This is a genomic window from Ruegeria sp. YTSB088, assembly GCF_059609825.1.
Genome location: NZ_JBXWMM010000004.1, coordinates 376,614 through 399,679 on the forward strand (window position 1 = coordinate 376,614; position 23,066 = coordinate 399,679).

Below are 23,066 nucleotides of genomic sequence, written 5' to 3' on the forward strand. Positions count from 1 at the left end.
GTTCGGACCAGTTTCTGGGGTCAAGACCAAAGTCTGGCCTTGCCGCCCTATACTGCAACGAGCCGGAGTCGCTCCCTAAACCAATCAAACGCTCGTGTTCCAAATCGTTCGATGACAGACACTGCCTGCAACAATGGGGCTTTTTAGCGGTTGAAACCCGCACCCGTGACTCCGGCCCCAATCAATCGATCAAGTAAACCGTTTCACCAGTTTCTATTGCTTGTTGTGCCGCTTGCCCCATCCTAACGGCCCAAAGGCCGTCCTTCAAACTCACATCCGGTTTTGCCTTTTCGCCACGAAGCACGGCCAGGAACCCTTTATGCTGATAGTAGGTCGACCCATTGTGATCCCCGGCCGCCAAAAGGTTGGGTTCCACCGGAACGTCCATTGATACCGGACCTTTGGGATTGCGCGGGCTCAGGATCAACTGCGGCAGTGGCGGGGTTCCCAAATGATCGGGCCAGAATCGTCCGGGTCCGGGCACCAACGCCTCGATCTTGGCGTCCGGTCCGACGGTCGATATTTCTTCTTGATAGCGTGAGCCTTCGGCAAACATGCAAAGTTCCAACATCGCGCGCGCACCCGAAGCAAAGTCGACCAGAACATAGCCGTGATCCAGAATATCTGGGGTTTGACCGTCGTAACTCTCGTTCAAATGGTTCACCGCCTGCCCACCACTTGCCGTTATACGCACCGGATCGGATTTCAATATCAGACGCATCAGGTCGAAGAAGTGGCAGCATTTCTCGACAAAAGTACCACCAGTATTTCGGTTGAACCGGTTCCAGTTGCCGACCTTGTCCAAGAATGGAAAACGATGCTCGCGGATCGATAGCATTTTTACCCCACCTGTCGCCTCAGCCTTCTCGATCAGAGCAGCAATGGGGGGCATGTACCGGTATTCCATCGCAACCCAAATCGGGCAAGTGTAGTCGCGCTGCAACTGCTCGAGTCGCGGCATGTCTTGCGGGTCGGTGAACAATGGCTTTTCTACCAAAAGCGGTAGTGGACGTGTTTCAGCGATTTCGCAGATCTGGTCCACATGAAGATGGTTCGGGCTGACAATGACGACGCAGTCCAGCTCTTCTACCGCTAGAAGCTCTTGCACGGAACCTACCATGGTTGCAGTTGGCGCAATTGCCTTAGCGGCTTTTGCCATCTCCTGATCTGGTTCAAAGATCGCAGCCACACTGGTGCCTTCCAGCAATCCGATATTGTGCAGGTGCTCTTGCCCCATCATTCCGCATCCAATCAGCCCGTAATTGATGGTCCGGGTCATGTGCGATTCCTTTTACTTCAGACGTTGAACGTAGTTGGCCCGATCCGGGTCGAACCATGTTTTTGAGAATTCAACGGGTTCGGCGCTTTCCGACCAGCTGAACCGCTCGATATAACCTACCGCTTGGCCCGCTGGTTTGGTGAAGTCTGGGGGCGTCCAGTCTGGTAGAGGACGGACCGAGACTCTGTCTTCGGCCCTTGCGATCCAAAAGCCCAATTGGTGCTGATAATAGCGATAGAGCGAGTCGGACAGCAGGCTCTGGTCGATTAGGCCGGCTGATTCGTCCAGCCAAATTTCTTCGACAGCGATGATTGTATCATTCAGGTAGCGCATCCGCCGGACACGCGAACCGGCATCAGAAGCACCGAATTTTGGCAGTTCGACTGGCTTCTTCAGATGGTCAACCGACAGGATATCTGCACGTGGCAGGCCACCTCCTTCAGGCAGTTCCAGCCTGAACATTGCATAGACGCTGTTTTGTGTGCCGGTCTCGCGGATGTAGTTGCCCGAGCCTTGGATACGCTCCAACATCCCCTTTTTTTCTAGCTCAGAGAGCGATTTTCGCAGCGTTCCAACCGAGACATTCAACTCCGCGGCCATCTCGCGCTCGGGTGGCAAGCGCTCACCTTCAATAAGGCGACCAGCCGCGATGTCACGGATCAGAAGTTCCGCGATCTGAATATATACCGGCAGGGCATTTTGGTTTCGGTTGGACACAGGCACAGTAGACGCTTCACTCGGCCGCAGGAAGAATTGATACACTATTGATCTACATCAAAGCGATTGCTACGCAAGAGGAAAGTCAAAGATGTACGGAGCGTGAATCAAATGAGCATCGTCCCCATCACATCCCCCGATCTGGATGCGGCCGAAGTTTCGTGGTTTGCCGCGCTGTGTTCCGATGATTACCAGTTCCTTGGCGTTCCCGATGGCGACCTGCGGTCGAGTTGGGAGCATTGCTCGAACATTGTGAAAGAGGCCGAAGCGCAGGGTTTTCGCAACATCCTCTGCCCGTCCTCCTATCAGGTCGGTCAGGACACGCTGAGCTTTGTCGCTGGCTGCGCTCCGATCACCGACCGGATCAACCTGCTGGCCGCCGTACGCTGTGGTGAGATGCAACCGATCATGCTGGCCCGCACCATCGCAACGCTGGATCACATGCTGAAGGGGCGGTTGACGGTTAACATCATCTCATCCGACTTTCCCGGTGAGGAAGCCGACAGCGGGTTTCGTTATCAACGATCGCGCGAAGTGGTGGAGATTCTGAAACAGGCCTGGACGCAGGATGAGATCAATCATGCAGGCGAAGTCTATAACTTCTCGGGCCTGACCACTGACCCAGCCAAGCCATACCAGACTGGAGGGCCGCTACTCTATTTCGGCGGCTATTCTCCCTCCGCTTTGGATCTGTGTGGCGAGCATTGCGATGTCTATCTGATGTGGCCTGAAACCAAGGACCAACTGGCCGAGCGGATGAAGGCTGTTCACGCCGTCGCTGAAAACTACGACCGCACGCTGGATTACGGCCTGCGTGTCCATATGATCGTTCGCGATACCGAGGCTGAGGCGCAGGAATACGCGGATTACATCGTCTCGAAGCTGGACGACGAATACGGTCGCGCCATCCGCGAACGGGCGCTGGATTCGACCTCGCTCGGTGTGGCTCATCAGGCCAGGAATCGCGACCTGGCGGATGAGTACGGCTATGTCGAACCCGGTCTCTGGACCGGTGTTGGCCGGGCGCGGTCTGGCTGCGGTGCCGCTCTGGTCGGATCAACCGATCAGGTTATGTCGAAGATCGAGGAATACCAGAAGATGGGGATCCGCGCTTTCATCTTCTCGGGCTACCCGCATCTGGACGAAGCCCGTCATTTCGGCGCCCGCGTGTTGCCGAACCTGAAAACCTGTTCCCTTCCCAAAGCTTACGGAAGGGTTCCAAATGCGACCCCGGCCACACCGCTGGGCAACGGAGAACGCCGCTGATGCAACGTGTGAAACTATCTGACTCGTTGGAAATGAGCCGCCTTGTCTATGGCATGTGGCGGTTGGGCGACGACAGTGACACGTCCGCGGGCCATGTCGAGGCCAAGATTCAGGCCTGTCTGGATCAGGGCATCACCACCTTCGATCAGGCCGACATCTATGGCGGCTACCAGGCCGAGGCTGTGCTGGGCACGGCCCTGCGCGCCAATCCAAGCCTGCGTCAGAAGATGGAAATTGTCACCAAATGTGACATCGTCGCGCCGGTTGGCCGTTACGCGGATGCGAAAGTAAAATACTACGACACCTCGCGCGCCCACATTCTGAAATCGGTCGACACGTCGCTGTCGGAAATGGCGATTGACCACATCGATCTGCTGTTGATCCACCGCCCAGATCCCATGATGGACCACCATGAAACCGGAGCAGCTCTGGATGAGGTTGTTGCCAGTGGGAAGGTCGCCGCCGTCGGTGTGTCCAACTTCCGCCCGTGGGATTGGTCGTTGCTGCAATCGGCGATGAAAACGCAGTTGGTCACCAACCAGATCGAAATCTCTCTCGGTGAGATCAGCCCCTTCACCAACGGAGACCTGGCGTTTCACCAACAGCATGGCCATCCGTTGATGGCATGGTCGCCGCTGGGTGGAGGCCTGTTGATGGCCGGAAACCCACCGGTTGGGGTCGTCGCTGATGAAATCGCAGCCGAGTTCGGCGTGGATCGCGCCGCCGTCGCCGTGGCGTTCCTGCTGGCCCATCCGGCCAACATCCTGCCGGTTCTGGGCACCAACAGTATGGACCGGATCAAACGCGCCTCGGACGCATTGAAAGTCAAACTGGATCGGGAAAGCTGGTTCCGCCTGTACGAGGCGGCACTGGGGCACGAGGTTCCGTGATGAACGCAATCTCAAAGGACATGACCCACACCTTCGTTCCTCAAAAGGACGACACCCGCACCTTGCGCGATGCCTTCGGCCGCTTTGCGACCGGTGTCACCATCGTCACTTGCGACAGCGCGGACGGGCCGGTCTGCATCACCGCGAACAGCTTTTCGTCCCTATCGCTCGACCCACCGCTGATCATGTGGGCCGGAGACCGCAACTCGCGCCGCTTCCCCTATTTCCACAAAGCCCGTCATTTCAGCGTCCACGTGCTGTCCTCGGAACAGGCCGAGCTGTGCTTCGGCTGCTCGAAAGACGCCTTTGCACTGCGGGACATCAACCACGAGCGCTGTGATAATGGGACACCGGTGTTGGCGGACTGCCTGGCTCGGTTCGAATGCGAACAGCACGCGTATCACGATGCAGGCGATCACGTTATTGTAGTTGGAAAGGTTCTCAAGGCCAGCATGTCGGATGGAGACGCGCTGACCTTCTATGCTGGGAAACTCGGCCAATTCGCGAAAGCCTAAGCGCGATTTGACGACCGTGGGACATACCCGCGGCTGAACAAGGGAGGATCCGCATGAGCGGACTGGCATCGGTGCTTGCGCCGATTGCATTCGTGAACGAAACCGTGCTGCGTCTGGGCCGCGCGGTTGGTGTTGTTGCGATTGCGCTCATGGTTATCGCAATTCTGATCCAGGTGTTCTTCCGATACGTTCTGGGCAACGCGCTGCCCTGGCCGGATGAGGCCGCGCGGTTCTGCATGTTGTGGATGACCGGTCTTATGGCGCCCACCGCCTTTCGGCGCGGCGGCTTTGTGGCCATAGACATGCTGGAACGATTCCTTCCCCGCGTCATCGGCCAAACGCTGAATCTGTTCCTGCTTTTGATCGCGCTCTCCGTTTTGGTGGTCGCAGTCAACATCGGCTGGTCCGAGGTTACCGGCTTTGGCGGCAAATTCGCCACTGCCGCGCTGTATCTGCCCACCTCTTTCGGGTACGACGAATGGTATCGCATTCCGCGCAGTTGGATGATGGCATCGCTGCTGGTGGGGATTATCCTGCTGATCTCGGTGAATATCGAGCTGATCCTGCGATCCTTCATCACTCTGCTGGGCGGCGGCCACCTGTTGCCGGAAATTCCCGATGCGGCAGTGGGGGCCGAATAAATGCTGATCTGGTTCCTGCCCACTTTCCTGATTTTCCTGCTGATCGGCCTGCCGGTCTTTTTCGCTTTGCTTGCGGCGCCCGGAATCCTGCTGTGGCTGAACGGCCAGACGAACGACATCACGCTGCTCTATCGCAATGTCTATAACGGTATGGACAGCTTCCCTCTGATGGCGATCCCGTTCTTCATGCTGGCAGGAGAGCTCATGAACCGAGGTGGCATAACCATCCGCCTCGTCGAGTTTTCCCAGGCTTTGATGGGCCACCTGCGCGGTGGTCTGGCGCATGTGAACGTCCTCAGTTCGATCCTGTTCGCGGGCCTGTCCGGTTCTGCCGTTGCTGATACCTCCGCGTTGGGATCAATGCTGATCCCGGCGATGGAGAAACAGGGCTACACCCGCAAATTTGCCGCCGCGATCACGGCGGCGAGTTCCGTGATCGGGCCGATCATTCCGCCCTCGGGCATAATGATTATCTATGCCTATGTGATGGGCGAAAGCGTGGCCGCATTGTTCCTTGCGGGTATCGTTCCGGGCGTGATGGTCGGAGTCGGTCTGATGCTGATGATCAAACTGATGGCCGACCGCTACGACTTCCCCGTCGCCAGCCGCAAATACACATGGTCCGAGCGGCGTCAGGCCAGTTTGAAGGCCTTCTTCCCACTTATGACACCGGTGATCATTCTGGGCGGTATTCTGGGTGGTATCTTCACGCCAACTGAGGCTGCGGCAGTCGCCGTGGGTTATGCCTTCATCATCGGTTTCTTCGTCCTGCGCACACTGACATGGAAAGAAGTTCCCGAGGTGCTCAGCAACGCAGGCATGACCTCAGCCGTTGTTCTTCTGCTGGTCGGCGCGGCAATGGCGTTCAAGACGGTTGTCAGCCTCAGCCATGCGCCGGAACAACTGGCCTCGCTGATCCTCAGCCTGTCAGAAAACCCGCTGATCCTTCTGTTCCTGATCAACCTGCTACTGTTCATCGTCGGCATGTTCTTGGACGCAGGCCCCGCGATCATCATCCTTGGACCAATCCTTGGCCCGATCTTCACCAGCCTCGGCGTCGACCCGATCCATTTCGCCATTATCATGAGCGTCAACCTGACGGTCGGCCTCGCCACACCACCGATGGGTTTGGTGCTGTTTGTGGCAGCAGCCGTATCCCGCGAACGGGTCGAAACCATCGCCAAGGCGATCCTGCCGTTCCTGGCGGTCGAAATCATCGTGATCTTCCTGATCACGTATATCCCCGCACTATCCATGACGATCCCGAGGATAACGGGATTTGCCAACTAACCAAGTTCCACAGGGAGGAAACGCATGCTCAGAGACTTTATCAAAACCGCAGCGGTGGCCACATCGCTGGTGGCGGCGTCCGCAATGGCCGCGACAGCCGCCGACTATACGCTGCGCGCAACTGCAAATTCGAACGAAAACGATGAGGATTATGATGGTCTGATCGTCTTCAAGAATTATGTCGAATCTGCCTCGAACGGCGCGATTGAAGTCGATCTGTTCATCGGCACACAGCTCTGCTCGAACGGAGCCGAGTGCTTGCAGGGCGTGGCAGATGGCACAATCGACATCTACATCTCCACTTCCGGCGGTGCCTCAGGCATCTTTCCCTACGTGCAGGTTTTAGACCTGCCCTATCTGATGGCCGATGATCGCATTGCCGAGCATGTACTGTCGGGCGACTTCACCCGTACCATGCGTGACATGGCGCTTGAGGATTCCGGTGGCGCAATCCGCCTGATGACCATCGGCAACACCGGCGGCTGGCGCAACTTTGCCAACACCCAGCGCCGGATTGCTGAGCCTGCCGATATGGAAGGTTTGAAAATCCGCACCGTGGTCGCTGATCTGCCACAGGAACTGGTCAAGGCGTTGGGCGCTTCGCCTACCCCGATCCCATGGCCGGAACTGTTCACCAGTTTCCAGACCGGTGTCGTTGAAGGATCCAAGAACGGCATCACAGACATCATGGGCATGAAATTCCCGGATGCGGGCCTGCAATATGTGACGCTGGACGGCCACGCCTATATGGGCGCACTGTGGTGGATGAACAACGCCAAGTTCCAAGAGATGCCTGAGGATATGCGTCGCGTCGTGGTCGACGGGTTCTATGCGTTGCAACAGGCCACTTTTGCTTCTCCCAAGCGCAAGTCGATTCAAGCCTATGAGGATTTCGTCGCCGGTGGCGGTGACCTCTATGTGCCGACACCCGAACAGAAAGCTGCGTTCAAAGAGGCCGCAACGCCAGTCTATGATTGGTTCCAGTCCAACGTTGCTCGTGGCGATGAGATCTTCGTTGCAATGACCGAAGCGGTTGCGGCGGCTGAGGCGGACGTCAACGCCGCTCGCGATGCGGACCTGAACTAAACGGAAGGGTCGGGCTTTACGGCCCGGCCCTCACCGAAACGGGTACATCCACCCTTTGTAGTCATTGACGAGAACATGCGCCCTTTCGATTTGCTCCGGCGACATTTTCTTTACCACTTCCTCAAGGCTGATCGCCGCGTCGGGGTCGCCGCCAATGGCGCTGAGCGTGTACCACATATACGCACGCACCAAATCGGGCGCAGGTATGCCCAGACCCAATTCGTAGTACCAGCCAACGCCCGACTGCGCCCCCGGATGCCCCTTCATCGAGGCGCGCAGATACCATTCAAAGGCCCGTTCGTAATCCTGCTCGACCCCGAGACCCAGCCCGTACATCACGCCGATCAACTCCTCGGCCTCGGCGTTGCCCGAGCGAGCGGCTGGAAGAAGTTCCTCGCGTGCGGCTGCAAACTGTCCGGCTTCCATCATATCGCGCGCTTGCTCCAGTTCAGCCAGAGCCGGAGACGCAAAAACGCAAAAGGCAAAAACAAGCTGGCGCATGGGATGATTGCTCTCTCCTGGGTCGCGGCCGCTGCGGCACAGGATTTGCCGCACCCGCTGACCGATGATGACTTTATCCCCTTTGATATGGAACAGGCCGCCATCGGTCATCAACTGTTTTACGACCCGATCCTGTCCGGCAACCGCAATATTACCTGCGCCCATTGTCACCACCCGGATTTCGGCACCTCGGACGGGTTGTCGCTGGGCATAGGAGAAGGCGGGCAGGGATTGGGACCGGACCGCACACCCGGCACCGGGGCCGACAGAATACGCAAACGCATCCCCCGCAACTCACCGGGCCTATGGAACCTTGGGGCCAAGGACATTCACACCGTCTTTCATGACGGCAGGCTGAGCATTTCCAATGACTACGGCAACGGCTTCAATTCCCCGGCGCAGGAGTGGCTGCCCGAAGGCCTGAATTCTCTGCTTGCGGCACAGGCTCTGTTTCCCCTGACCTCACAATTCGAGATGGCGGGCAATGTGGCCGAAAATGAGGTCACGGGCGCGGTGCATGATCGTATTGACAAGGGCTGGCCGATTCTGGCGAAACGCGTCCGCACCGATCCACGTTATGGTCCGGCCATCGTCGCCGCCTTTGATGAGGTCGAGACGACCGAGGACATCACTATCACCCACGTCGCCAACGCTCTGGCCGCTTTCATGGCGATTGAGTGGCGTAGCACCGACAGCTCGTTTGACCACTACCTTGCGGGCGACACGAATGCCCTTTCAACAGCACAAATGGATGGGATGAAGCTATTCTACGGCGAAGCTCGCTGCTCCACCTGCCACACCGGACCGCTCATGTCAGATCAGAAGTTCCATGCATTGGGTTTACCACCCTTTGGGCCGGGTCGTACCCGGCAGTGGGATCCCTTCGTCCGGGATGTGGGCCGCATGGGTGAAAGCAACCGCCTGGAGGATGCTTACAGGTTCCGCACCCCGATGCTACGAAACGTTGCCCTGACCGCGCCCTATGGTCACAATGGCGCGTTCCCCGATCTTGAAAGCGTCATTCGCCATCATTTGGATCCGCAGGCAAGCCTCGACAAATGGACTCCTCAAATGGCTGCATTACCCGAGGTACCATGGTTACAAAAAACTGATTTCCTAGTTTGGGAGGACTACTATGAAATGGAACGTCAACGCGAAAAAAATGACATTGAACCGATCCAACTCACGGAATTGGAAACCCAAAACCTGATTGCTTTTCTACATTCCTTGACAGGTAGCAGCGTCGACTCGTCGAAATTCGGTGTGCCGAAAGGATTTGCTCCTTAATCATCCCTCACATCATCAAGGTACAGCCAGAGAAATCGCATCCTGCCGTCCTTCTTGACTCTCCCTTCTGACGCGAGCGTGGAATGAAGTGATCCGTAGAAAAAAAGTCTCTGTAGAGCGGCGCGAAACAAAAATATTTACTTCTGATATGGTATCGGACCGATAAAATCTGACAAGACCAACATCAGTATCTGGGGCGCTGTTCTTGAGGGCGGCATATTTCCGTTACCATATGAATTCAATCTCGACCGCGCGTCTTTATCGCCACCCCGGGATACGAAAAACCACCAACAAAGCCGTCATACGCACTTGCTGATCTATCGAGTATCGATCAGGAAAGCATACTGGTGGGATGCTCTTGTTGCGCTTCGCATTTCTGAGTGCAGGTTTCAAATGTTGGCATTGTCCGCGATCTATGAGTCCGCCCCCATCATATTTTGCGTCTGCAGCAAATGTCCTTGCTTACAGGTCGCACCGCAGCAAAGCCCACCGACCAAAGGCAGCAATGGGCCGACTGCCCTCAAATGTGACAAGCTTTCAAGTAGTGCTGTATCGCCTCTCGCTTCGGCACCTATGTAAATCTCGGAGAGCTAATAGGTACTTAGCATCGGCCCCGCGGTAAGGAATGGCTGGTTCGTCCTACCACGCCAGATCCCGCGACAACGTCAAAAGGTTGCTTAAGGTTGACAAAGGTTTACATCCGCCCTCTTGGGATCGACGGAATGTAAACCTTTCGACCTCAAAAACACCCCAAATCAGCCCAAAAGGTTTACACTAAGTTAACATTAAGTTGACAGATCCGGGCCAAAATCGGGATTTTTCCGGAGAAATGTAAACCTATGAACCAGAGAAATCCAATAAAACAGGGCTCTCTGAAAACTACCCATCCGAGAACAGGCCAGAAAGCTCACAGAGCGACGGAACGCAGGCCATGTGACACCAGACATACGTAAGATAACAAACGTAACTCAGGCCAGCGTAGAGAGCTCCTGAGAGATAACCACATAGAGAACGTAAGCACGGGTCTAGGCCAGCAAAACTATTGAGCTACTCCGGAGATCAAATGCCGACGATCTCACATAGACAGGAAATAGATGCGCCTAGAGAGAACACACTACAGAGATAGGACACACGTAAGAGCGCCCTAGAGAGCGACCGATAGATAGAATGTCCCTATAGAGAGCGTATGTGCCTAGAGAGAAGAGATGCGCGTGTGCAGAGGGATAATCGTAGGAGGAAGTATTCGGGGCGGCACCCAATTTGCGCTTGCGTTTACCAGACCTTTTGTATGCTCTGTTGCTTCTAAGTGCTCATTGGGAAGCTGGTAACTTGCGGTGAAGCGTATCGAAGGCTGCACTTGGAATTTATGTGCTGCTATTCCTTTGGAAGTTCGTATTGCGACTTCAAGAGAGTAGCTTCATTGAACCCTTGAGGCGTCGTTCCGCATCTTTTGCAATCGCCATGAGTCTTTCCTGTCGAGTTGGCTCACTAACAGCGTCGCTAACCGGTATAGGCCTGTTCTCGACAGGGCGATCCGACTTTTCATTGTTCGACCGGCTTGGAACGTTTTTCGGTGTATGAGGATTCTTAGATTTTGCCATTGCCCCTAACTCCCAGCCTCATCGAAAATAGAGTGATGATTGTTTTCTGGCAACCGCCCGGAGATCAACACCAGCAACGCCCGCGCGCCGCCCCTTCGCACCAGTGACGCAGTCGTATAACTTGAAGTTCGTTACGCCCAACTGGGCGGCTCAAAAAAACTGCTCGGGGGCCTAGAGTTGGACAAACTGTCAGTCATGCAAGCTTTTCGCCGTATCGTTGAACGCGGTAGCTTTGCCCGTGCGGCGGAAGACCTTGGTGTTTCTCCTGCGCTTCTCAGCAGAGAAATAAAGCTTCTGGAAGAAAGCCTGGGAACCGTCCTCCTCACCAGAACGACCCGATCTATGTCACTGACTGACACCGGCAGTCTCTATTACCAAGATGCAATTGGAATTCTCGACGCAGTCGAAAAAACAGAACAGACCATCAGGGAAGGTTCAAAAGCGATGCGTGGGCACCTTCGGGTAAATGCGTCAAGTTCCTTCGGCCAAACCGTTATCGCGCCGATGCTTCCAGAGTTCTTGGAAACTTATCCAGATCTGCGATTTACCCTTTCGATGGACGACAAGGTGATCGATATGGTCGAGGGCGGCTTCGATCTGTCGATCCGTATCCGCGCTGCCATGCCAGATTCGGCACTTGTTGCCCGACGGATCGGCGTGATGCGGCAAAGAATATTTGCGTCTCCTGACTATTTGGAGCGATGCGGGACGCCGACCCAGCCGGCGGATCTGAAAAACCACGCAATCATCGGCTTTTTGCTTGCCGATCATTTGACGAGCTGGAAGCTCTCGGCCGCCGAAGTTGCTACAACACTGGAGCTTAATCCGCGCGTGCGGGTCGGCAACAGCCTCGTTTTGCGGGATCTATTGATAGCGGGGCAGGGTATCGGAACTCTGCCCGAATTTGTTTCTGACGCTCCTGAAGCCAGCGGAGCCTTGGTGAGAGTTCTTCCTGACCACGAACTGCCCGCGCCGGAAGTATTCGCCGTTACGGCATCTCGCTTGGGAATGGACGCCAAGGTCACAGCCTTTCTTGATCATCTGCGCCTGGCTCTCAGATCGTGACATTGTTCAATACAGGTAAAGAGTGATGTCAAAGAGCGCGACTTAATTGGCGGCGCAACAAATTCCATTCTCTCAGGGAACAAGTCACAGCCCTGAGAGGTATCCTATGTCACGTATTCTCGTTCTCTACTATTCAAGCTATGGCCACGTCCGCACATTGGCCGATGCCGAAGCTGAAGGCGCCAGAAGTGTTCCCGGCACCGAAGTTGACGTTCGGCGTGTGCCCGAAACCGTCCCTGAAGAAGTCCGCCAGCAGGCCGGCTACGTCGTCGATGATACGCCTATAGCCTTGCCGGCAGATCTGGAAAACTATGATGCAATAATTTTAGGAACACCGACCCGGTTTGGCATGATGGCCGGCCAAATGAAGTCGTTCTTGGATCAGGCTGGCGGGCTTTGGGCTAGGAATGCTCTGGTTGGTAAAGTCGGGGCGGTCTTTGCATCTACGGGTTCGCAACATGGCGGGCACGAGGCGACCCTTCTGACAACGCAAGTCCCTCTTCAACACTTTGGGATGCTGATTGCCGGAATGCCCTACACATTTGCTGGCCAGACTACATCAGAAGAAATCATTGGCGGCGCACCATATGGTGCGGGAACGATCGCCGGTGCTGATGGTTCTCGCACGCCTACCGAAACCGACCTAGCCGGGGCGCGGTTCCAGGGTGCTCATGTTGCAACGATTACAGCGTGCCTCGCTGGATCAAACCTTCAAGCGGAAGCAGCGTAACCCGCGCGCCTCTGACGTCTCACTCAAATTCTCAAACGCCTCAGCCGGGAGACATACAATGTCACGCTCAACCGATATTCTTCTCACTTCACTCGCCCCAGCGGTATGGGGAAGCACTTATCTGGTAACTACGGAAGCGCTCCCGGCTGGCTATCCGATTACCCTGGCTGCGTTACGAGCTCTGCCAGCTGGCTTGTTGTTGCTTGCAGTGACGCGCTGCGTTCCACCACGCGAATGGCTCGGTCGAACTTTCGTCTTAGGCAGCCTCAATTTCGCTCTGTTCTGGGTGCTCCTCTTCGTTGCTGCCTATCGGTTACCTGGTGGTGTGGCAGCCACCCTGGGATCGTTGCAAGCAATGATCGTGATTTTGATGGCGTGGGGATGGCTGGGAACCCCAATCCGACTTGGTGCACTTGGCGCCGCCACGACTGGCGTAATGGGTGTGTCTCTGCTTCTGATCGGACCAGAAGCACAACTTGATTGGATCGGTATAGCAGCAGGTTTGGGAGGAGCCGCGTCAATGGCTGCTGGCACTGTTCTCAGCCGGAAATGGCAACCTCCGGTCTCGGCGCTGAGTTTCACTGCGTGGCAATTAACAGCCGGTGGTTTGATACTGCTGCCAGTCGCACTGTTTCTTGAGCCGCCTCTCCCTGTGCTCAGCGTGACAAATGTCGCCGGCCTTATTTGGCTTGGGTTGATCGGTGCTGCAGCAACCTATGCTCTTTGGTTTCGTGGCATAGCGCGCCTGGACCCCAGTGCAGTTTCGATGCTCGGCATGATGAGTCCTGTTACAGCTGTCGTGCTCGGCTGGGTATACTTGGGACAAACGCTTAGCCTCACTCAGTCTACAGGAGCAGCCATAGTTATTGGTTCTGTTGTGGTTGGCCAGAGAGTGAGTCGAAGGGACAATTCGGGTTTAAAAGAATGGAGACCAGCAACAGCTGGATCTGCTTGATGGGTTTGAGTTGCAAACAATGGGCCCGATCACGCAAGTGAGCGAGGAATGGCTCAGCGCCTCGCTCAAGCCCGTTCGCCAGATCTCTAGAATATCGAAGTCCTAGGTTTCCCCACGCATGATAAAGGGGATGCGTTCTGGCGCCGCAGTATCCGGACGGCCCAGACCTGCTCTAGTAATGGTCACATTGAAGCCGCTTTGTCCGATTATGTCGTTGAATGGGCAGTTGGACCTGTGAAGTCGATTATGAAGGGATTCAAGGCAGCAGCAGTCGCGGCGGGCCTGCCTGATGTGTCACCACATGTGCTGCGGCACACAGCTGCGGTTCATATGGCGGAGGCAGGCACTCCGATGGATGAGATCGCTCAGTTTATCGGTCATTCAGACTCTCGGATCACCGCGTCTGTTTATGCACGCTATAGCCCCGAGCACCTACGTAAAGCTGCCAATGCGTTGGAGTTCGACTAATGCTCAGGTTCAATGAACTGTCCGTCTTCGGAGTTTTTCGGAGAGGGTTGGTGTTTTAGGAACATCGGAAGGGTCGGATCATCGGGGTGTAGGCCGACTGGGTCTCCGGGAAGACCAACCGTGTGCATCCCTGTCCGAATAGGCATCTGTCCAGTCATGAAGCCTGAGCGCCCGGCCGTACAGCTTGGTTCGGCGTAATAATCTGTCAGGCGCGCACCGCCCATCGCAAGTTGGTCGAGATTGGGTGTCTTAATACTTTTGATTCCACCGTGGTACGCACCCAAACTCGCCCAGCCCACGTCATCGGCCATGATAACAAGAATATTGGGAGGGGTCTCATCAGCGGCCCATGAGTGAGAGGCCGCAAGGCTGAGCCCAATTGCCATTGACAATAACCTATTCATTTGAATCCTCTATTTGTTGCCTTTCAATGCAGCCTAATAATAATCGCACTAGCTGCCTAGATTTTCTTGCTGCAACAGCATCCAGCGGCTTCGCCCGTTGCTGCCGTTAGAGCGCATTACAGCGAAGGACGGCTTTCCGCCCGACGAGCAGCTCGGTCATGTCCGCTTTGGGCTGACTGCGGTCCTTTGAATTAAGAATGCGGATGGCTGCAAAGTCCGCATTGCGGTCGCTCGCGACATTCGGGCGAACGTCCGAACTGAGCCAAAGCGGAATTGCTTTGCCACGAACATTGGCAGCTAAAGAAACGCAAGTAACTAACTCCGCGGATATGAAGGTGACCGTTTGCTGAATGCGCGACAGGTATTTGAGCATTACCTTTTTAGTTGTGCGTGTATGCCTGTACCTGTGCTTTCTATTCATTAAGGCTTTTCAAAATCTGACGAATGGGCTGACAGAAGCAACCCACCGAGCTAACTTCATTGCAAAGAGGAGGGGTGAATGGGAAGACGTCTCACGACGGTATTGGCCGCCGACATTGTGGGCTATTCCGCGCTGATGGATCAGGACCGTACTGGCACAGTCGCTGCATTAAAGACCTTCCGCGAGGACACGTTTCTCCCGATCGTGGAAGATACCAATGGTTCACTGATCAAAAGCATGGGCGACGGCTGGATCGTCGAGTTTCAATCACCATCTGAAGCAGCAGCTTGCGCGATTGCAGTTCAGTCCGCCCACAAACCTGACCACATCAAACTGCGCATCGGGGTTCACACAGGGGAAGTTGTAACCGATGGCGATGACATTTTCGGCGACGGCATCAATGTTGCGGCGCGTCTGGAGGCTCTCGCGAAGCCGGGACAAGTGCTCTTTTCAGATATGTCACATAACAGCCTTGACCGTAACGATGCGGGATTATTCGACGGCGGAGAGCAAACCGAACTGAAAAACATCACGCGGCATGTTGGAATCTGGTGTTGGCCAAAGGGTACGAAAGCCAATCTCGCGATCAAGGCGGATGTGAGGCCGGGAATCGCAGTGCTCCCATTCGACAATATGTCGGGTGATCCGGAGCAGGAGTTCTTTGCCGATGGCATAACGGAAGACATCATAACTGAGCTATCTAGGTTTCGTTGGTTGATGGTCGTCGCACGAAACTCTTCTTTTGCTTATAAGGGGAAAAGCACGGACATCCGCGACGTGGGCCGCGACTTAGGGGTTCGGTATGTACTGGAAGGCTCCGTTCGGCGTTCCGGGCAGCGCGTCCGCATCACGGGACAGCTCATAGATACCGAAAATGGGGGCCATTTGTGGGCGGACCGCTTTGACGGTGTGCTCGACGACATCTTTGATCTTCAAGATCAAGTCACCGAAGACGTAGTTACAGCTATTGAACCATCGGTGCGGCACGCTGAAACAAATCGTGCGCGTGCAAAACCCACCAAGGACTTACAGGCATACGAGCTCTACCTCCGAGCTTTATCACATTTCCACTTGCTGACTGACCAAGACAACATAGAGGCAATACGACTGACAAAACTGGCTTTGGATCGAGATCCGGAATACGCCTCCGCAGCGGGCTTGCTAGCATGGCTTCATATCCAACGTCTTGTGCAAGGTTTGGAACCTGTAGATCAGGGACCCAAGTCAGCTGTCGCGGCCGCAGAGCAGGTGCTGCGGAGCGATCGCGCGGACGGCATTGCAAAGGCTTATGCCGCACATTCGATCTCTATGCTGGCACAAGACCTGTCCCGCGCGCGGACAGCCTTTAAGGAAGCATTGTCGGAAAATCCCAACGCGGCGACGGTCCACATGCTCGCCGCTGCAAATCTTTATTTGCTGAATCGCCCTGACAAGGCGCTGGAACATGCAGTCCGGTCTGTCGAACTCAGCCCGGGTGATCCATTGCGGCACGCCGCTTTCATGGGACAGGGTGCCGCCTTGTTTCACTTGGGACGTTATGAGGAAGCCGCGCAGGCCTGTCGCGAAGCCTTGGCTGTGCGTGCAACCTTCCTGATGAGCCACCTGATGCTGATTGCCTCGCTCGCTGAGCTCGATGACATAGATGCGGCAAAAACAGCGGCTGTCAAATTGAACGAAATCGCTCCGAATGCGGCTTCGATAACCGAGACAACACGTTTACCATTATTCTCTATTCCAACCTGCGCTGATCGCTGGCGCAGCGGGTGGAAAAAAGCAGGGTTGCAAGTGTGAAGGCAAACGGCACCCCCCCCCCCGGTTCCGACAACCATGCATTCGGTAAAGGATATTTCGCCTTTGTCTTGAAAATCAGTCGCTGACCAAAACTCTGCCTGGCTGGCCCTCCTCATGGACACGGAACACCAAAATGGTTGCCCCTTCGTCCCCTGAACGAGCGGTGTGCACTTTTTTCAACGGTACGACGCCTACGTCACCTGAAAAAGCTTCTTGTTCGCCTTCGCCGTCTAGGATGAGGGTGACGCTGCCCTGCAGAATGTAGGCAAATTCTTCACCGGGATGCCAATGCATTGGTAAAGTGAGGTTTGGTGGTAGGGCAACATGGCTCACGACAACCTCCAAGCCCTCATTGCTTTTGAGCGACTCGGTTAGCAAGTCCTGAATAAGCGGTTTTTGCAAAGTCGCTGGATCCCGCACATCGTGCGACCTAGCCGCTGCGGCACCAGTCACGACAATCAAAAAAGCAAATATGATTGGTTTCCACATCTAATCCCCTCCTACTTTTAGAAGATGATGGCATTGGGACCTTTTCGAAATCAATGCTGGTGTGCACGCGGTTAACTGCGGCGTTCCAAATTGTTGTGTCAAAGGCTGTTCCAGGGTCCGCAAGGTTCGCGGAGCGCTTCTTAGTGGACGGTGCGGCGAGTGGCGGCTTAGTCCGCAGCCTGTAAATTGCCGTCGTCTATCTCGCTGCGGCACGCACGAACGGCAGTTTTCCGCGCCGCGATGCAATACCAAAAATTACGCGTGTGCAGAGAAATCTGTGCTGCGAGCGCGCGCAGCGAGATTTTAACTCTTCCACACAGCGCTCGGAGCAGTCATTCTCTGCAGTGGGTTCAGACAAGTGGTTTGAGCCCGAACCGGCCCTTCTTATCCAGTTTGGGTTCTGTATGTGCACTGGGCAGCTCTCGGTGCAAAGCGGATTCGATAATTTGGCTCTAAGCTGGAAGAGGCCATCGCTTTTAGCGTTAAGACATCTTCCCTATCCCGGTCAGAGTTTGTCTTCTGCTTCTCGCAAATCAGATGGCCTATTGAAGTCACTAGCACAACCAAGTCGTCAACCTGCGCATTGTAGATTTTCGAGCAATCAATCGAAAGCAAGCGCAGGTGGCGCGAGAGCTTGGCACTGAGCCCAAACTGCTCATTCGTCAGAGTAAAGCGCATTGTAGTTTCGGGGTGCATGCGCTTTGCCGTAGTGGATTTTTCAATGATGAAGAATATTAACTGATTTCTGCGCACCCTCAGTCAGCGGAAAAATTTCTAGGTTGCGTGAAGCGATGCATCGAGCCTATTTCGCCGACAGCTGAGATTTGCGGGAATGGTGGCTTCGTCGATCAAACATATTTGAGTCAAATCAAGTCGAGATCACAATTCTACATTCCAGCCCGCCGAGCAACGCAGATGTTCCCAGATTTAGATGGAAGTTATAAGCGTTCAATAAATCGACCGCTATTGTTAGCCCCAATCCACTGCCGGTGACCGACGTGTCCAGCCGACCTCCTGATCGCAGAGCCTCACGGTGGGCTTGTTGGGTAATCCCGGGGCCGTCGTCTTCGATACTGATTTCGATGCATCCAGGCTTGCGTTCGGCGGTCATACGCACGCTTTGCCGACACCACTTGACTGCATTGTCCAGCAAGTTTCCCAGTACTTCTTCGATGTCCTGTGCATCCATGCGTACCCAGAGTCCGGGATCACGTGCGATCTGCAGAGATTTTCCCTCGCGATCCACCATTGTCGAAAACAACCGTGCTAACCGGTCGATGGAGTTTGTCAGATCAGTCCGCGAATGGGTTAGATCCGCGGTGTGTAATGCCCGTAATCTGGCCAAAGATCGATTTAACTGGGCATCTATCCGATCAAGTGCCTCTTGCGCAGTATCCGTTGTGGCTCCCGTGCTGGAAAGCGAATTCAATTCGTTCCGCAAAATGGCGGCCGGAGTTTTCAAAGCATGCGCTAAATCCGCGGCCTGACGGCGTGATCCCGACAGGATCTCGCGGTTCCGGCTCAGGAGTTTGTTCAGGTCCTCGACCAGGGGTGAGACCTCTTCGGGATAATCGGTCGGTCTGAGGTCTTCATCTCGGTCCCAGCGACGCGCGACATCAGTACGCAATCTTCGCAGCGGCCCGAGTATGAAGGTCATCAGCAGCAACGATCCGACCACACCTATCAGACCAACAAGTGCAAACACGGGCAATAGGCTTTGCTGCGCAGCACGGCGCTCAGCGACAAGCTGTGCCCGGCTTTCTGCAACGCTGACGCCCCAAACTGAGCCGTCTTCGAAGGTGATTGTTTGAAAGGCACTGCGCAGAACTTCATCTTCCGGGCCGTTTGTGTTCCAGAGCGTTGGGGCTTCTGGGTTGCCAGCCGGCTCGGCAATAACTTCGTCAAATAGTGAGGCTGATGTGTAAAACTCTCTGTCGTCGCTACTAACTTGCCAGTACCGCCCGGAGTAAGGCGTACTATAGGCCGGGTCGAACATCAGATCACGAAGTGCATCCGGGCTTTGGGTGGTGACACTCAAACCTACCACAAGCTGTGTATGGCGATCCAGTAGGGCTGTGTCGAAGCGGTCTGATACGCGGTCATTGATGTAAGAGAAGACGGCAAGTGTGCCCAGTCCTACAGACACGGCTCCGGATGCAACGCCACCCAACAGTGCCCGTTGACGCAGTGATAACATCAGGGTGAATCAATCATGTATCCGCGGCCGCGTACTGTAGTGATCAAATCGGGGCCTAGTTTCTTACGCAAGCGGGTTACGAAGACTGCAATGGTGTTTGAATCCCGGTCGCCATCGTATTCATAGATATGTTCTGAAAGCTCAGTTCTTGAGATCATGCGCCCTGCATTATGCGCCAGATAGGTCAGCACAGCAATTTCCTGAGCGGTCAGATCGATCGGAACACCATCGACCGTCACCCTCCCGTTGCGGGTGTCCAGAATGACATTCCCCATCTCGATCACAGGGTTCAACTGACCACTTTGCCGTCGCAGTATGGCGCGAACACGTGCGGCCAGTTCGGGCATATGGAAAGGCTTAGTCATATAATCATCTGCACCGGCATCCAGACCATCGACCCGCTCACTCCAGCCATCACGGGCGGTCAGGATCAGAACCGGGGTTTTGACACCTGAACCACGCCACTCCCGCAAGACCGAAATACCGTCCCGTTCCGGCAGACCGATGTCCAGAATGATCATGTCGTACGGTTCGGTCGCGCCCAGATGTAACGCGTCGAGACCGTTGTTTACCACATCCACTACGCGACCTTCAGCATTCAGTAGCTTTTTGATCTGTTCGCAGAGGTGTGGTTCATCTTCTGCAAGCAAAACTCTCATACACCAGCACTATATGCACGTGCCTGAAAGTTTAAACATCATCTTTTTCCACCGCTGTTACCGCCGGAGTTTCCGCCACCGTTACCACCGGAGTTTCCGCCACCGTTACCACCGGAGTTTCCGCCACCGTTACCACCGGAGTTTCCGCCACCGTTACCGCCGGAGTTTCCACCGCTGTTACCGCCGGAGTTTCCACCGCTGTTACCGCCGGAGTTTCCACCGCTGTTACCGCCGGAGTTTCCACCACCGTTACCACCGGAGTTTCCTCCACCATTGCCGTTGCCGCCGCCATTGCCGTTACCGTTGCCGCCACGGTTTCCATTGGTGCTATTGTTCGCCGGCGTCTGTCGCGACGTACCAGCAGCGGAATTGCCTGGCGCTGTCTTAGCAGCGTCAGTCACCTGCCGCCCAACATTTGACCGATTGGGTACAACAACACCGGTTTTTGCGTTGACAATAACGCTAATTATCTTGCCATCGGGTTTTTTGACTAGAATGCGATAGTACACTTCGTCCGTCTGAAACGCGCGCGCGTCTACTGGCGTGCCACCAAAGACGCGCTCTACACCCTTGATAACCTTATTGAGCCGAATGGCTTTTCCCGAACTTGTCGCCTTGCGTAATTCAGATTGTTTCAACTCGCGGGCGGCCGCATTGCTGTGGCCGGGTTGGAGAACAGCGAGAAGGCAGGCAATGATCAAAAGCTTTTTCATCTTCGGTACTTTTTACGGCACATACGCCCGTTCAATCTAGCGAAAGTTACATGAACCGGTGATGAACAACCAGTTTCCCATGGGTTCAACGACGATGGGTTTAGATGACAAAAGCCCGGTCACGAATCCGGCAAGCATACTGCGCCGGTACGAACCGGAATCTTGAGATTGCGGACCGCAGAAATCCAAACTCGAAGAAAGAGAATCGCCATGAAGAAAACAATGTCTGGATTGTTAAAAAACTCAGCAATTGCCGTCGCTTTGATGGGTTCTGCCGCGATCGTCGGATCGATCGCCTTTCCCGACTTTGCCTACGCGAAAGGGGGCAACGGAAACGGCGGCGGCAATGGTGGTGGAAACGGCGGCGGCAATGGTGGTGGAAATGGCGGCGGCAATGGTGGCGGAAACGGCGGCGGCAACGGTGGCGGAAACGGCAACGGCAACGGCGGCGGAAACGGTAACGGCAACGGTGGTGGGAATGGAAATGGCCACGGCGGTGGAAATGACGGAGCCGGAAACGGTAAAGGCTTAGGTAAGGGCGGGGCCAAAAGTGAAGGAAAGTCTGCGGCTGGAAAATCAGACAAAAAAACAACCGGTGTCACTGGAGCACAGCCCCAATCTTCGAAAGGGAAAAAATTCTCTCTAAAGGACATATTTGGCGGCAAAAAATCCAAGGCCAAGAAAACCAAAACCAAGACTACGAAATTAACGCGAACAACGAAAATTTCGCCTCAGGTCACCAAGTCCGTTCGCCCGGAAAAGCGCCCGACAGGGAATAAAATGGCCACGTTGCTTGGGGTGCACCCATCTGAACTGGGGGCGTTGAATGCAGCAAATGCAAGCGAGACGGCTTTGCTGAATGCAGCACCAAATTCGCGAGTGGGCCGAATTGCTACTTATCGTGATACTGTATTGGCCGGGGATGATCTGCGGGCGGCGCTGGAGGAACAGCAGGATCTTCTGGAGGGGATGACGCCACCAGATCGATCTGTCTCTGAAATCGAACAGGATCTTGAAGCAGCCCAGACAGACGTTGAAGAAAAACAAGATCTTGTGAACGACCTAGAAGAGGCACTGGCTGACGCCGGTGGCACCGATCCCGACATTGAAGCAGCGCTTGAGGAAGCAAACACCGATCTCCAGGACGCTATCGATACGGCTGAGAGTCTGGAATCCGAGAAGAAGGATGCCGTCGATTACGAGCAAGCGGTTGCCGAGGTCGATGAGTTGACAGAAGCCGTTGAAAATCAGGAACTGACTGAACGTGAAGCGCTGGAAAACGCGGCAAACAAGCCTGTCACTGATGAGGTCGAGGATGCGGTGAAATCACTTCTTGGACTAGATAACTAACAGTATTGGCCTGCTATTTTGCAAGCCGATGGTGGTCGGGTCAGCCATGTCTTTACCACGAGCATGGCTGACCCGACATCATGTTGGTAGCGCTCTGTTTGGATAGTCTGGATCACACTCTCCTGACTTTGAATGCATCAAAGTCACTCAAACAAGTAGGCCCGCTCCGATACGGAGCGGGCTTTGTCGTTACCTGATTTAGTCGCCGTTGCCCGGGAGCGTGTTTTGCTTCCAATTGTCAGATCAGACGTCCCTGTTTGCCTCGTCAAGTCGCTTGTTACTGATGATATCAGTCAGTGCATTTTCGATAGGAGGGAAGCGATTGTTGCTCGAATTTTCGGTATTTGAAAGTTCGCCGCGAACGGCAGCACTTGAGGATCGCATCGATGCAGGAACGCAAAGCTCAACCTCAATGGCAGTCTTGATCATTCTTTTCCCCTTCCATTAAGCCGGGCACATTTCTTTTACCCTGCGGGATCAGTATGAGTGATACAGGTTGAACACTCAGAGAATACATTGTTCACGTTCAGTTAATGTTGTCGCCCGAGAGTAAACAAAAGCTAAGGGAAATTTTGCCGTGTAGGAAAACCTGCCTTCAAAGTCTTCCTCAAACGACAGCACTAATTGGGCAGAGAAGTTGTAAGTTTTCGATTTGGCGCAGGCGGCAATGAGCTTAGGTTCTGGACCCATTAATTTGGTTGCCGCCATCTCGGCTGCGTGATTCAAGCCCCTGAGTTTCAGGGGTATATCA

The 23,066-nt window shown here is 54.9% G+C and carries 24 protein-coding genes; 13 read left to right on the plus strand and 11 right to left on the minus strand.

Annotated elements, in window-relative coordinates:
• Positions 1-181 precede the first annotated feature (181 nt).
• Together AC2FFA_RS09235 and AC2FFA_RS09240 are read right to left on the minus strand one after the other, a co-directional pair.
• The gene (locus tag AC2FFA_RS09235; protein WP_496851287.1) at positions 182-1,279 is read right to left on the minus strand and encodes a Gfo/Idh/MocA family protein; all 1,098 of its coding nucleotides are present in this window, start codon (positions 1,277-1,279) and stop codon (positions 182-184) included.
• Positions 1,280-1,291: 12 nt separating this feature from the next.
• Complete coding sequence (locus tag AC2FFA_RS09240; protein ID WP_496851289.1) at positions 1,292-2,002, minus strand: GntR family transcriptional regulator; 711 nt, start codon at positions 2,000-2,002, stop codon at positions 1,292-1,294.
• A 105-nt stretch (positions 2,003-2,107) separates the two neighbouring features.
• Between AC2FFA_RS09240 and AC2FFA_RS09245 the strand changes: the two genes are divergently transcribed.
• From AC2FFA_RS09245 to AC2FFA_RS09270, 6 genes are read left to right on the plus strand one after another with little or no spacing between them, the layout of a single operon-like run.
• Entirely contained in the window at positions 2,108-3,262 is a 1,155-nt protein-coding gene (locus AC2FFA_RS09245; protein WP_496851291.1) for an LLM class flavin-dependent oxidoreductase, read from the plus strand.
• The gene (locus tag AC2FFA_RS09250) at positions 3,262-4,152 is read left to right on the plus strand and encodes an aldo/keto reductase (protein ID WP_496851293.1); all 891 of its coding nucleotides are present in this window, start codon (positions 3,262-3,264) and stop codon (positions 4,150-4,152) included. Before AC2FFA_RS09245 ends, AC2FFA_RS09250 begins: the two co-directional genes overlap by 1 nt.
• Positions 4,152-4,667: a flavin reductase family protein gene (locus tag AC2FFA_RS09255; RefSeq protein WP_496851295.1), complete on the plus strand. Its 516-nt coding sequence runs from the start codon at positions 4,152-4,154 to the stop codon at positions 4,665-4,667. Before AC2FFA_RS09250 ends, AC2FFA_RS09255 begins: the two co-directional genes overlap by 1 nt.
• A 53-nt stretch (positions 4,668-4,720) precedes the next feature.
• Positions 4,721-5,308 (plus strand): TRAP transporter small permease, encoded by a 588-nt coding sequence (locus AC2FFA_RS09260; RefSeq protein WP_496851297.1) that lies wholly within the window; start codon positions 4,721-4,723, stop codon positions 5,306-5,308.
• Positions 5,309-6,598 (plus strand): TRAP transporter large permease, encoded by a 1,290-nt coding sequence (locus AC2FFA_RS09265; protein ID WP_299897880.1) that lies wholly within the window; start codon positions 5,309-5,311, stop codon positions 6,596-6,598.
• Positions 6,599-6,622: 24 nt separating this feature from the next.
• Positions 6,623-7,684 carry a TRAP transporter substrate-binding protein gene (locus tag AC2FFA_RS09270; RefSeq protein WP_299897883.1) on the plus strand — a complete coding sequence of 354 codons (1,062 nt, stop codon included), beginning with the start codon at positions 6,623-6,625 and terminating at the stop codon, positions 7,682-7,684.
• A 30-nt stretch (positions 7,685-7,714) separates the two neighbouring features.
• On the opposite strand, the gene AC2FFA_RS09275 is transcribed toward AC2FFA_RS09270, so the two are convergent.
• Positions 7,715-8,185 (minus strand): tetratricopeptide repeat protein, encoded by a 471-nt coding sequence (locus AC2FFA_RS09275; RefSeq protein ID WP_496851300.1) that lies wholly within the window; start codon positions 8,183-8,185, stop codon positions 7,715-7,717.
• 3 nt (positions 8,186-8,188) lie between these two features.
• Here AC2FFA_RS09275 and AC2FFA_RS09280 point away from each other — a divergent pair, with 3 nt between their 5' ends.
• The 5 genes from AC2FFA_RS09280 to AC2FFA_RS09300 all read left to right on the plus strand — a co-directional run bounded on the left by AC2FFA_RS09280 (position 8,189) and on the right by AC2FFA_RS09300 (position 14,291).
• Positions 8,189-9,472 (plus strand): cytochrome-c peroxidase, encoded by a 1,284-nt coding sequence (locus tag AC2FFA_RS09280; RefSeq protein WP_496851302.1) that lies wholly within the window; start codon positions 8,189-8,191, stop codon positions 9,470-9,472.
• Positions 9,473-11,268: 1,796 nt separating this feature from the next.
• Positions 11,269-12,138 carry a LysR family transcriptional regulator gene (locus AC2FFA_RS09285; RefSeq protein WP_496851304.1) on the plus strand — a complete coding sequence of 290 codons (870 nt, stop codon included), beginning with the start codon at positions 11,269-11,271 and terminating at the stop codon, positions 12,136-12,138.
• Positions 12,139-12,244: 106 nt separating this feature from the next.
• Positions 12,245-12,868, plus strand: coding sequence for an NAD(P)H:quinone oxidoreductase (gene wrbA, locus AC2FFA_RS09290; RefSeq protein ID WP_496851306.1), 624 nt, complete (start codon positions 12,245-12,247; stop codon positions 12,866-12,868).
• 58 nt (positions 12,869-12,926) lie between these two features.
• Positions 12,927-13,823, plus strand: coding sequence for an EamA family transporter (locus AC2FFA_RS09295; RefSeq protein ID WP_496851308.1), 897 nt, complete (start codon positions 12,927-12,929; stop codon positions 13,821-13,823).
• A gap of 246 nt (positions 13,824-14,069) precedes the next feature.
• The gene (locus tag AC2FFA_RS09300; RefSeq protein ID WP_496851310.1) at positions 14,070-14,291 is read left to right on the plus strand and encodes a tyrosine-type recombinase/integrase; all 222 of its coding nucleotides are present in this window, start codon (positions 14,070-14,072) and stop codon (positions 14,289-14,291) included.
• Here AC2FFA_RS09300 and AC2FFA_RS09305 read toward each other — a convergent pair.
• Positions 14,288-14,695, minus strand: coding sequence for a sulfatase-like hydrolase/transferase (locus tag AC2FFA_RS09305; protein WP_496851312.1), 408 nt, complete (start codon positions 14,693-14,695; stop codon positions 14,288-14,290). The two genes, AC2FFA_RS09300 and AC2FFA_RS09305, sit on opposite strands and share 4 nt — an antisense overlap.
• 106 nt (positions 14,696-14,801) lie before the next feature.
• Positions 14,802-15,068, minus strand: a complete 267-nt coding sequence (locus AC2FFA_RS09310) for a hypothetical protein (RefSeq protein WP_496851314.1) — start codon at positions 15,066-15,068, stop codon at positions 14,802-14,804.
• A 150-nt stretch (positions 15,069-15,218) separates the two neighbouring features.
• Between AC2FFA_RS09310 and AC2FFA_RS09315 the strand changes: the two genes are divergently transcribed.
• Positions 15,219-16,907 (plus strand): adenylate/guanylate cyclase domain-containing protein, encoded by a 1,689-nt coding sequence (locus tag AC2FFA_RS09315; protein WP_496851316.1) that lies wholly within the window; start codon positions 15,219-15,221, stop codon positions 16,905-16,907.
• Positions 16,908-16,982: 75 nt separating this feature from the next.
• On the opposite strand, the gene AC2FFA_RS09320 is transcribed toward AC2FFA_RS09315, so the two are convergent.
• The 4 genes from AC2FFA_RS09320 to AC2FFA_RS09335 all read right to left on the minus strand — a co-directional run bounded on the left by AC2FFA_RS09320 (position 16,983) and on the right by AC2FFA_RS09335 (position 20,965).
• Entirely contained in the window at positions 16,983-17,396 is a 414-nt protein-coding gene (locus tag AC2FFA_RS09320; RefSeq protein WP_058275368.1) for a cupin domain-containing protein, read from the minus strand.
• 868 nt (positions 17,397-18,264) lie between these two features.
• Complete coding sequence (locus tag AC2FFA_RS09325; RefSeq protein ID WP_496851317.1) at positions 18,265-19,593, minus strand: ATP-binding protein; 1,329 nt, start codon at positions 19,591-19,593, stop codon at positions 18,265-18,267.
• Entirely contained in the window at positions 19,593-20,252 is a 660-nt protein-coding gene (locus AC2FFA_RS09330; RefSeq protein ID WP_496851319.1) for a response regulator transcription factor, read from the minus strand. Before AC2FFA_RS09330 ends, AC2FFA_RS09325 begins: the two co-directional genes overlap by 1 nt.
• A gap of 38 nt (positions 20,253-20,290) precedes the next feature.
• Positions 20,291-20,965: a PepSY domain-containing protein gene (locus AC2FFA_RS09335; protein WP_496851321.1), complete on the minus strand. Its 675-nt coding sequence runs from the start codon at positions 20,963-20,965 to the stop codon at positions 20,291-20,293.
• Between the two features lie 210 nt (positions 20,966-21,175).
• Between AC2FFA_RS09335 and AC2FFA_RS09340 the strand changes: the two genes are divergently transcribed.
• Entirely contained in the window at positions 21,176-22,315 is a 1,140-nt protein-coding gene (locus AC2FFA_RS09340; RefSeq protein WP_496851322.1) for a hypothetical protein, read from the plus strand.
• A gap of 243 nt (positions 22,316-22,558) precedes the next feature.
• Here AC2FFA_RS09340 and AC2FFA_RS09345 read toward each other — a convergent pair whose 3' ends face one another.
• Together AC2FFA_RS09345 and AC2FFA_RS09350 are read right to left on the minus strand one after the other, a co-directional pair.
• On the minus strand, positions 22,559-22,744 hold the full coding sequence (locus AC2FFA_RS09345) for a hypothetical protein (protein ID WP_496851324.1): 186 nt from the start codon (positions 22,742-22,744) through the stop codon (positions 22,559-22,561).
• Positions 22,745-22,819: 75 nt separating this feature from the next.
• Positions 22,820-23,066: hypothetical protein (locus AC2FFA_RS09350; protein WP_496851326.1), on the minus strand; the 247-nt coding region annotated here is incomplete at its 5' end.